This window comes from Nocardia sp. XZ_19_369, assembly GCF_015355715.1.
GTDB lineage: Bacteria > Actinomycetota > Actinomycetes > Mycobacteriales > Mycobacteriaceae > Nocardia.
Genome location: NZ_JACVED010000012.1, coordinates 249274 through 259706, shown reverse-complemented (window position 1 = coordinate 259706; position 10433 = coordinate 249274). Strand labels below are relative to the sequence as shown.

Sequence of the window (10433 nt, the reverse complement as noted above, 5' to 3'; positions counted from 1 at the left end):
TTCCTCGGGTTACGCGCCCATCGGTTGCTGCTCGCCGCCGGGGTCGGCGGCCAGCGGAGCCGGCGGGGTGGGTGAGCCCAGAGGGTCTGGCTATTCACAGTGGCGCGACCGCACCGGATTTCCACCGGTTTCCTCGTCACCCGCCGAGCACGGCAGATGCTACCTGCCGTACCACCGGGTTCGGCTCGGCGGTCGGCGTCAGCTCGCCGCGCGGGCGGCCAGGAAGTCGTCCACGATGCGCGCGCAGTCGGCCGGGGTGGCGTGCTCGATGCCGATCAGTTTCGCGAAGACGATCGGGCCGACGAGCTGGGTCAGCGCCAGCTCGAGGTCGAATTCACCGAGTTCGGCGCGGACTTCGGGGGTGTCGAGCAGTTCGTCGAACGGCTGGCGGTACTGCTGGAGCAGTCGATGCCGCAGCGATGACAGGGCGGGCGCGCCCTCTCCGTGCTCGGTGCCGGTGGCCAGCCAGGCGAGGGTGGACAGTTGCAGCGGGGCCTCGTTGACGACTTCGGCTTGCCTGGTGAGCAATTCGATCAGCCGGTCCCGCAGCGGGCCGGCCGGCGGCGCCTCGATGACCGGGGGCAGCAGGCGTTCGAGGGTGGCGGCGCGCAGGTGCACGGCATTGTCGAAATGCCGGTACAGCGTGGTCCGGGCGACCTTGGACAGGCGGGTCACCGCCTCGACGGTGACCGCCTCGACGCCGCCGGTTTTCAGCAGTGCGGCCGCGGCGTCGAGCAGGCGTGCGCGGGAGCGTACCTTGCGCGGGTCGACAGTGTCGTCATCTGCCGGGGTCATGGGTTGCAGCATTCCTGTTCCGCAGGGGCTATCGCCACTCGAGCTACTTATGCTACTGATAGTAGCGTAGCGATACCGCTAGTTCTGTTATGTCGGGAGGCCCGATGGAATCCACCGACCATATGCGACTGTCCGCCGCTCAGCGGTGGATGTTGGCGCTGTCCTGTTCGGCGGTGGCGTTGGTCGTCGCGTCCATGGCGGCGTTGTATACGGCCTTGCCGGAGCTCGCGACTGCCACCGGGGCCACCCAGTTGCAGTTGACCTGGATCGTCGATGGGTACACGTTGGCGCTGGCGTGCCTGGTGCTGCCCGCGGGTGCGCTCGGCGACCGGTATGGACGGCGCATCGTTCTGGTCGTCGGGTTGTTCGTGTTCGCGGTGGCGTCCGCGACGCCCCTGCTTTTCGACAGTCCGACCTCGTTGATCGCTGCTCGTGCCGTCGCCGGAGTGGGTGCCGCGTTGGTGATGCCGTCGACACTGTCGCTGCTGACCGCTGGATTTCCGGAGTCTCGGCGCGGCAATGCGGTCGGGTTATGGGCGGGTGTCGCGGGGGCGGGGGCGGTGCTCGGGATCCTCGGATCCGGTCTGCTGCTGGAGCGTTGGTCGTGGCTGTCGGTTTTTCTCGCCATGGCGGTAGCGGGGGCGCTGCTGATGGTCGCCGGTTGCACGATTCCCGAATCGGTCGATCAGGCGCGACCGGCGATGGATCCGTGGGGCGCTGTCACCTCGGCCGCTGCCGTGGGGCTGATCGTGGTGGCGGCGATCGAGGCACCCGCGCGAGGGTGGCTGGATCCGCTGGTGATCGCGATGTTCGTGGGTGGTGTGCTGGCGGCCGGGATCTTCACGCTGGTCGAATTGCGGGTGCCGCATCCGCTTTTGGATGTGCGACTCTTCGCCAGGCGGGGGTTCGCCGCGGGCACGATGTCGGTGAGCGTCCAATTCCTGGTCAGCTTCGGTGTTTTCATGCTGCTGGTGCAGTTCCTGCAGCTGATTCTCGGCTACTCGCCGTTGATATCGGCGTTGGCGATGGCGCCGATGGTCGTTCCCATGGTGGCGATTTCGGCGGTCGCGCCGTGGATCGCCGACCGGGTCGGATTGCGCTTGCCGACGGTCGCCGGGCTCGTGATTCTCGGTGTCGGGTTGGTCGCGGTCTCTCGATTGACCGTCGACAGCACCTATCTCGATCTGCTGTGGCCGCTGCTGGTGATGAGTGCCGGGCTCGGATTGTGTTCCGCGCCTGCGACTGCCGCCATCATTGCCGGGACGCCGGTTGAAAAGCACGGTGTCGCAGCGGCGGTCAACGACGCGGCTCGCGAAGTCGGGGCGGCGATCGGTATTGCGGTGGCGGGCAGCATCCTTGCCGCCGGGTACACCGCGCGCATCGCTCCCGCACTCCCCCAGCTGCCGGAGCCTGCGCGCGGGCCGGTGGGTGACTCACTCGCGGCGGCGCTCCAGGTTGCCGAACGGGCCGGGCCGCAGGCTCAGCCGCTGATCGAGTTCGCCGAGAGCGCTTTCATGCACGGTGCGCACCAATCCTGCCTCGCCCTCGGCTATTTGGCGTTCGGTGCCGCTGTTGTGGTTGGGGTTTGGGCGCCGGGGCGGTCGCGGAAGACCACGGTCACTCCCGATCCGCAGCGGACCCCGGCGCACATCTGAGCTTGGCTACGTCAGATCGGCGTTTCCGTCGACGACTTTGAGGTGGTAGTGGAATCGGTTGACCCGCCAGCCATCCGGGGTCCGTTCGGTGCCGAGGGCATAACTGCCCACGAAGGTGCGGGTCTTGCCGTTGGTCGCGGAGTTCTTCACGTGCACCGCGATCGCGTCGGCATGCACGGTCGCCGTATCACCCGCCAGCTCGATCAAATGGTTCCCGGCCTGATGATGAACCGCATCCAGCTCGGCCAACCCCACCCGCCAGTCCTCGACGATGTCCGCCGCTGCCCGCTCGCCGACCGGGCCGCCGAAGCCTCCATCGAAATCCACCTTCGGGGTGAAGACAACAGTGGCAAGATCATCCCACCGCCCCTGATCGGTGTAGACGAACAACCGGGTGATCACGTCGATGATCGCGAGTCGGTCTGCAAGGGTAGAGATTTCGGACATAAGCCCCACCCTAGCGATCCTCGGGGGCAGTTGCTCGACGACCGTCACTGGTGACGTTGAGCGAATCTTTCGCCGACGTTGCGCGCGCTCGCCCACGACATTGAGCGTGCGGCCAAGTTGCTGACCTATACGTTCGGCCGTACATGCGGCTGCCCGAGCACTGTGACAGCGGGCCGATCGGCGCGGCGGCGGGCGTCCCTATCCCGAAGCAACTGGCCGTCGCCTGTTGAGATCCCATGCGGGTAGTGATCAAGGGCGCGATGCCGCGGCTCGGCTCTGGCGCGCAAAATCCAGGCACCGTGAGCAATTGGCAGCACCGTAGTCGGAAATGCAGCCCATCGATGGCGGTAGTCCAGGACCGTCCGGCTGGCCGGCTGGGACGGGCGGCGCGGGCCGGGAACAGGGCAGCGCGTGCTAGCGCGGCTCAGCAGGACTAGCGCGGCCGAGCAGCCCTAGTGCCGCGCTGCGCCGAGACGTCGGGCTGACCGAGGCTAGCGAGCTGGGCGACGCTAGCGAACTGGGCCAAGTCGGGCTGGGCCGCGCTACCGGGCTGGACGGCGCGAGGTGAATCGACTACTCGAGTCGGGCTCGGCCACGCCAGTCGGGCTCGGCCACACCAGCCGCGCTCGGCCACGCTAGTCAGGCTCGGCCACACCAGCCGGGCTGGACCAAGCCAGCCGGGCCCAACCACGCGGTGCAGCACAAGGTCTCGCATTCCAGCCGGGCTCGACCACGCCGGTCGGGCTGGACCACGCCGGCCGCGCTCGGCCACACCAGCCGCGCTCGGCCACACCAGCCACGCTCGGCCACACCAGCCGCGCTCGGCCACACCGGCTGGGCTCGACCATGCCAGCCGGGCTCGGCCACGCGGTGCAGCACAAGATCTCGCATCCCAGCCGGGCTCGACCAAGCCAGTCGGGCTGGACCACACCAGCCGCGCTCGACCACGCTAGTCAGGCTCGGCCACACCAGCCGGGCTGGACCAAGCCAGTCGGGCTCGGCCACGCGGTGCAGCACAAGATCTCGCATCCCAGCCGGGCTCGACCAAGCCAGTTGGGCCCAACCACGCCAGCCGGGCTCGACCACACCCGCCGGGCTCGACCAAGCTAGTCGGGCAGGGCCACACTGCCGGGCGGGGCGGCGCTACCGGGCTCTCGGCCACGCTAGTCAGGCTCGGGCCACACCAGCCGGACTCGGCCGCGCTACCGGACTCGGCCGCGCTACCGGGCTCGGCCCCGGTAGTCAGGCTCAGCGACGCTACCGAGCTGGGCAGAGCTACCGAGCTCGGCCACACCAGACGCGCTTGGCCACACCAGTCGGGCTGGGCGCGGCCGGGCAACGGCAGTGGGCTGGGCGTCTCCTCCCTGGTGGGCCGGTCGGCTCGGGTACGTACCCTGGACGGACTATGACTCGAGGTGTTCCGGATTCCTGTCCCGGCGTGTTGCGGCTGCATGAGGCGGCGGATGGGCCGTTGGCGCGAGTGAGGCTGCCTGGTGGTCGGGTGGAGCCGGGGCAGTTGCAGGTGTTGGCGGAGGCGGCGCGGGAGGTCGGGGACGGGAATATCGAGCTGACGTCGCGGGGGAATGTGCAGCTGCGGCAGGTGCGGGATGCGGGTGAGTTGACCGGGCGGCTGGAGGCGGCGGGGTTGTTGCCTAGTCAGACGCATGAGCGGGTGCGCAATATTGTGGCTTCGCCGCTGTCCGGTCGGATCGGTGGTATCGCGGATGTGCATGCGTTGGTTCCGGCGCTCGACGCTGGGCTGCTGGCTGCGCCGCGGCTCGCCGAACTCCCTGGGCGCGTGCTGTTCACGCTGGATGACGGGCGTGGGGATGTCAGCATGCTCAGTGGTGATATCGGCGTACACGCAACGGGCACTGAGGAATTCGCGCTGCTGCTGGCGGGGCGTGACAGTGGTATCCGAGTCTCGGCCGCCGACGCGGTGGATGTCATGCTCGCTGCCGCGCACGGGTTTCTCGACCTGCGCGGCGGCGAGGCGGGGCGGTGGCGGCTGCACGAGATCGATAACGGTGCCGAGCAGGTCGCTGAACTACTCGCGCTTAAACGCGGCACCGATCGGGTGGAACTCGGTGCGGCTCAGGATGTTCCGATCGGCTGGCTGGATCAGGACGACGGCTTGGCCAGCCTCGGCGCCGGTGTCCGCCTGGGCTCGCTGCCCGCCCGGACCGCCGAATTCATCGCCGCCATCGAACGTCCCGTGTTCGTCACCCCGTGGCGCAGCCTCGTCATCACCGACTTGGCGGAGTGGGCTGCCGAGCAGGTTGTCCGCGTGCTGGCCCCGATGGATCTCATCTTCGACGCCAACTCCCCCTGGCTCCAGGTCAGCGCCTGCGCGGGCCGTCCGGGTTGCGCGAAGTCGCTCACCGACGTCCGCGCCGACGTGACAGCCGCGGTCGAGTCCGATCGGGTTCTTCCCGCGGAGTCGAATCAGCCTATGCACCAAGGCATGCCGGTAATCGATGCCGACGACATAACCGTCGCGGGCCGCCAGCACTGGTCCGGCTGCGACCGACGCTGTGGCCGCCCACGAGGCACAGTCACCGACATCGTCGCCACCGAGACCGGATACCGAATCGACTGACGGTCGGGTCCGCCTTGGATCTTGCGGACCCGCCCCGGACCACGCTGCCCCCTGACCCACACGGCCCCGCCTTCGAGACCACGCAGTCCCATCCCTCGAGTCCTTGCGGCCCCGCCCCGGGCCACGAGACCCCTCACCCAAGGCCCCGCCATCAAGACCACGAGTCCCCACCCGAGAGCCGCGCAGTCCCGTCCAAAACCGCACAGTCGCGCCTCCAAGACCGTCCGATCTCGCCCTCGAACCGCGCTGTCACGCCTGAAGACGGCGCGATCCCGTCCGCAAACCGCGATGTCGCGCCTTCAGGGCCGTGCGATCTCACCTTCAAGACCGTACGGTCCGAACTCGAAACCCACGCAGTCCGACTTGAAGACCACAGTCCGGCCTTCAGGACCCCGCTGTCCCGCTCAGAACCACGTCTTCCATGACGAACGGCCCTGGCGGCGGCATCGCTCGAAAGCAGCCCACCACCAGCGCCGTTGGTCTCGAAGCTACTCGTGAATCTCCAACGTGCAGCACTTGACGCTGCCACCGGCCTTGAGCAACTCGGACATATCGATGCCGATGGGGTTGTAACCGCGGGCACGCAGCGCTTCGCTCAGCGCAACAGCCTTGTCACTGAGGAAGACGTTCAACCCATCGGAGACCCCGTTCAACCCGAGCACTTCTGCGTCCGCGTCGGTCGCGACGATGGCGTCGGGGAACAGCTCGGCGAGCACCGCCTGACTCTCCGCGCTGAAGGCGGGCGGGAAGTAGGCGACGGTGTTGTCATCGAGCGGCAGCAGCACGGTATCGAGGTGGTAGAAGCGCGGATCGACCAGCTCGAGCGACAGCACCGGCCGGGAAAAGTGCTGCGCCACTTCGCGATGCGCCGCGAGCGAGCTGCGGAAGCCCATGCCCGCGAGCATGCGGTCACCGACCAGAAGGAAGTCCCCCTCGCCCTCGTTGACCTCCTTGGCGTCGACCAGTCCGGCGAGACCGTGCTGCGCGAACCAGTTGTGGTACGCGGGGCCCTCGGCGGCCCGCTGGACGTGGGTGAACCGGGCCGACATCGCCCGGTCGCCGACGACGAGGCCACCGTTGGCCGCGAACACCATGTCGGGCAGGCCGGGCACGCCGGGCACCACGTCGACCTTGTGCCCGTACTCCTCGTAGGTGGCGCGCAGGGTTTCCCACTGGAGCAGGGCGAGGGCGCGGTCGACCGGGGCTTCCGGATCCATCCACGGATTGATGCAGTAGGTGACGTCGAAGTAGTCGGGACGGCACATGACGAACCGTCGCGGTGACGGCTTACGAACGGTGGTCTCGGCACGGAGGGTGGCTACAGACGTCAACGTGTCTCCCGGAGGTCGGCGCGATCTTGCGGCTCACACGACCGTAATTCGCCTAGTATTGCGCCAGGAACATCGAATCGTTGCGCATTTCGGCCCTAGAACATCGAATAATTGCGCAATAGCGAAAGGGCTGTGACGTGGACGACATCGATCGGCGGATATTGGAGCACCTGCTCAGACAAGCCCGCGCCTCGTTCCAGGAAATCGGCAGCGCGGTCGGCCTGACCGCACCCGCAGTGAAGCGGCGCGTGGACAAGATGGTTGCGAGCAAACAGATCACCGGTTTCACGGCGTTGGTGAATCCGGCGGCGATGGGCTGGAAGACCGAGGCCTACGTTGAGGTGTACTACCGCGACAACATCTCCCCCGCCGAACTTCGCCGCAGTCTCGAACCTATCCCGCAGGTCGTCGGCGTATGGACGATCGCAGGCGAGGCCGACGCGCTGGTGCACGTGATGGCCACCGACATGGCCGAGATCGAGGTGACCGTCGAACGCATCCGGGAGAACGCGCGCGTCGGCCGCACCCGCAGCTCCATCGTGATGTCCCGCATTCTCGAACGCCCCCGCACCTGACCCCGGCTACCCGCGCCGACCTGGTGGGGAGGGCACCTCTTAGGGTGGACGCCATGTCCGACTTGCGTGCCAGCTACCTCACCGACGGGGCCGAGATCTATCGGCGGTCGTTCGCGATGATCCGAGCGGAGGCGGACCTCGATCGGTTCCCGCCGGAGGTGGCGCAGGTGGTGGTGCGCATGATCCACGGGTGTGGCCAGGTGGATCTTGCGGGGGATGTGGCGTTTTCGCCGGGCGTGGTGACTTCGGCTCGGGCCGCGCTGCGAGCGGGAGCGCCGATTCTGTGTGACGCGAACATGGTCGCGTCCGGTGTGACGCGCAAGCGGCTGCCCGCCGACAACGCGGTGATCTGCACGCTCACCGACCCGCGCGTGCCGGAACTCGCTGCGCGCATGGGCAATACGCGCTCCGCCGCGGCGCTGGAGCTGTGGCCTGAGCATCTCGACGGCGCGGTCGTCGCCATCGGAAACGCGCCGACCGCCCTGTTCCACCTGCTCGACATACTCGACGCGGGCGCACCGCGGCCCGCCGCCATCATCGGCATTCCCGTCGGCTTCATCGGCGCCGCCGAATCCAAGGACGCGCTGGTCGAGTTCGGCGACATCGAATACCTCACCGTCCGCGGTCGACGCGGTGGCAGTGCCATCACCGCGTCCGCGTTGAATGCGATTGCGAGCGAACAGGAATGACGGGCGACATGAGGGCCGGCGCCGAACACACCGCACCCGACGGTACGCGGAATGGCAGCGCCTCAAACGACACGGGGACCGGCGCCGAACACCCGGCACGCGCCGACGCGCAGCAACGCGGCACGGCCAGGTCCCAACACACGGCACCCGCCAGTACGCGAAATGGCACCGCAGACGACACGATCGGCGCCGGGCACGCGGCTCGGACCACTGCACAACAACGCAGCACCGGCGCCGACGTAGGCACTGCGGCGCATACCGCCGGCGCTGAATCGCCCACGGCGCCAGGCAAGTTGTGGGGCGTAGGGCTCGGTCCCGGTGACCCTGAACTGGTTACGGTGAAGGCGGCGCGAGTGATCGCCGAGGCCGATGTGATCGCGTTCCACAGCGCACGGCATGGGCGCAGTATCTCCAGAGGTATTGCGGCGCCGTACATGCGGGCGGGGCAGCTCGAGGAGCATCTCGTCTATCCGGTGACGACCGAAACCACCGATCATCCTGGCGGATACCAGGGTGCGATCGATGAGTTCTATGAGCAGGCCGCAGAAGTGCTCGCTGGGCATTTGGCGGCGGGCCGGTCCGTCGCGTTGCTGGCCGCAGGTGACCCGTTGTTCTACAGCTCCTACATGCATATGCACCGGCGGCTGGCCGATCGGTTCGAGGCGGAGATCATCCCGGGTATCACCTCGGTGAGCGCCGCGTCGGCGGCCCTGGGCACCCCGCTGGTCGAGGGCGAGCAGGTGCTGACCATCCTGCCCGGCACCATGCCCGTCGACGAGCTCACCCGCAGGCTCCGCGACACCGAGGCCGCTGCCATCATGAAACTCGGCCGCACCTATCCCAATGTGCGCCAGGCTCTTTCGGATTCCGGGCGTCTCGCCGACGCCTACTACGTCGAACGCGCCAGCAGCACCCGTCAGCGCGTGTTGCGCGCCGCCGACGTAGTCGATGCGGACGTGCCGTACTTCTCCATCACCCTGGTCCCCGGCCCGACACCGACCACCCCGCTCCTTCGCGCGAAAACTGCTGCGGCACAGCATGGGTCACCGAACACACGCACTGCCCTGTCCACTGGGCACGCCAACGAAGACATCGCCGACCGCCCCGGCCAAGTCGTCATCCACCGCCCCGACCGAGTCGTCGCCGACCGCCCCGGCCAGGTCGTCGCCGACCGCCCCAGCCAAGTCGTCGCCGACCGCCCGGGCCAAGTCGTCGTCGTAGGTCTCGGCCCCGGCGCCGCCGAGTGGACGACCACCGAGGTACACGAAGCCCTCTCCGACGCAACAGATCTCGTCGGCTACACCACCTACCTGAACCGAGTCCCATCACGCCCGGGCCAGCGCAGGCATGCCAGCGACAATCGCGTCGAGTCGGAACGCGCAGCCATGGCATTGGATCTGGCGCGTCGAGGCGCGCGTGTCGCGGTGGTGTCGTCCGGCGACCCCGGGGTCTTCGCGATGGCCGCAGCGGTCCTGGAGGAAGCCGCAGATCCCCAGTGGCGCGATGTGCCGGTCCGGGTGCTCCCCGGACTCACCGCGGCCAACGCGGTGGCCAGCCGGGTCGGCGCGCCACTCGGGCACGACTACGCGATGATCTCGCTCTCCGATCGCCTCAAGCCGTGGGAGGTTGTCGCCCAACGGCTTTCCGCGGTCGCCGCCGCCGACATGGCGATCGCGGTGTACAACCCGGCCTCGTCGCAGCGCACCTGGCAGGTCGGCGCCATGCGCGACCTGCTGCTGGAGCATCGCAAGCCGGACACTCCCGTGGTGCTCGGCCGCGATGTGGGCGGCCCGACGGAGTCCGTGCGGGTGGTCTCGCTCGGCGATCTGGACCCGGCCGAGGTCGACATGCGCACCCTGTTGATCATCGGCGCGTCGACCACCACGGCCCAGGAAACCGACCAGGGGGTCCGCGTTTACACCTCACGACGCTATGCCCGCAGCGGCGACGCGGCCGCCCCCGACGCGTAAGATCTGCTGACGCACCGACGAATGGAGGGATCTTGGCCGCGACACTGTCGGAGCTGACGCTGCGCGCCCGAGCCCTGGAGGCCCGAGCCACCGCGAGCGAACAAGCACTCGACGAGCAGGGCGACGTGCTCAGCGAGCTCGCGGCTCTCACCCGGAAGGCGCTCGACGGTATCGACCGGATCAAGGGGCGCGCCGAAAAGATCGAGGAAGACCTCGTCGAACTGCGCCTGGGCCAGGCGCGACTGGAAGAGGGCATGGCGCTGGTGCTCGCCAGGCTCGATCAGCTGGCCGGCAAATAGGTGTCACCGCCGATCCGGCGCACGTTCGTATAACATTCCACTATGGAAGGTTGAGAGCGAAGGGAGCAGTCGG

At 68.2% G+C, this 10433-nt stretch carries 9 protein-coding genes; 6 read left to right on the top strand and 3 right to left on the bottom strand.

Annotated elements, in window-relative coordinates; all coding sequences use genetic code 11:
- Positions 1 to 198: 198 nt before the first annotated feature.
- On the bottom strand, positions 199 to 795 hold the full coding sequence (locus IBX18_RS37365) for a TetR/AcrR family transcriptional regulator (protein ID WP_228542360.1): 597 nt from the start codon (positions 793 to 795) through the stop codon (positions 199 to 201).
- A 104-nt stretch (positions 796 to 899) separates the two neighbouring features.
- Between IBX18_RS37365 and IBX18_RS37360 the strand changes: the two genes are divergently transcribed.
- Complete coding sequence (locus IBX18_RS37360; RefSeq protein ID WP_194838135.1) at positions 900 to 2450, top strand: MFS transporter; 1551 nt, start codon at positions 900 to 902, stop codon at positions 2448 to 2450.
- Between the two features lie 6 nt (positions 2451 to 2456).
- Here IBX18_RS37360 and IBX18_RS37355 read toward each other — a convergent pair whose 3' ends face one another.
- Positions 2457 to 2897 carry a nuclear transport factor 2 family protein gene (locus tag IBX18_RS37355; RefSeq protein WP_194838134.1) on the bottom strand — a complete coding sequence of 147 codons (441 nt, stop codon included), beginning with the start codon at positions 2895 to 2897 and terminating at the stop codon, positions 2457 to 2459.
- 1405 nt (positions 2898 to 4302) lie between these two features.
- On the opposite strand from IBX18_RS37355, the gene cobG reads away from it, so the two are divergent.
- Complete coding sequence (gene cobG / locus IBX18_RS37350) at positions 4303 to 5496, top strand: precorrin-3B synthase (RefSeq protein ID WP_194838133.1); 1194 nt, start codon at positions 4303 to 4305, stop codon at positions 5494 to 5496.
- A 488-nt stretch (positions 5497 to 5984) separates the two neighbouring features.
- Here the strand turns inward: cobG and ddaH are convergent, their stop codons facing one another.
- A complete protein-coding gene (ddaH, locus tag IBX18_RS37345; RefSeq protein WP_373889260.1) occupies positions 5985 to 6827 on the bottom strand; it encodes a dimethylargininase in 843 nt (280 codons plus the stop codon).
- Between the two features lie 137 nt (positions 6828 to 6964).
- Here ddaH and IBX18_RS37340 point away from each other — a divergent pair, with 137 nt between their 5' ends.
- The 4 genes from IBX18_RS37340 to IBX18_RS37325 all read left to right on the top strand — a co-directional run bounded on the left by IBX18_RS37340 (position 6965) and on the right by IBX18_RS37325 (position 10360).
- Positions 6965 to 7402 (top strand): Lrp/AsnC family transcriptional regulator, encoded by a 438-nt coding sequence (locus IBX18_RS37340; protein WP_135231775.1) that lies wholly within the window; start codon positions 6965 to 6967, stop codon positions 7400 to 7402.
- A 53-nt stretch (positions 7403 to 7455) separates the two neighbouring features.
- Entirely contained in the window at positions 7456 to 8091 is a 636-nt protein-coding gene (locus tag IBX18_RS37335; RefSeq protein WP_194838132.1) for a precorrin-8X methylmutase, read from the top strand.
- A 293-nt stretch (positions 8092 to 8384) separates the two neighbouring features.
- Positions 8385 to 10061 (top strand): precorrin-3B C(17)-methyltransferase, encoded by a 1677-nt coding sequence (cobJ, locus tag IBX18_RS37330; RefSeq protein ID WP_194838186.1) that lies wholly within the window; start codon positions 8385 to 8387, stop codon positions 10059 to 10061.
- A gap of 32 nt (positions 10062 to 10093) precedes the next feature.
- On the top strand, positions 10094 to 10360 hold the full coding sequence (locus tag IBX18_RS37325; RefSeq protein ID WP_194838131.1) for a hypothetical protein: 267 nt from the start codon (positions 10094 to 10096) through the stop codon (positions 10358 to 10360).
- The last annotated feature ends 73 nt before the right edge of the window (positions 10361 to 10433 follow it).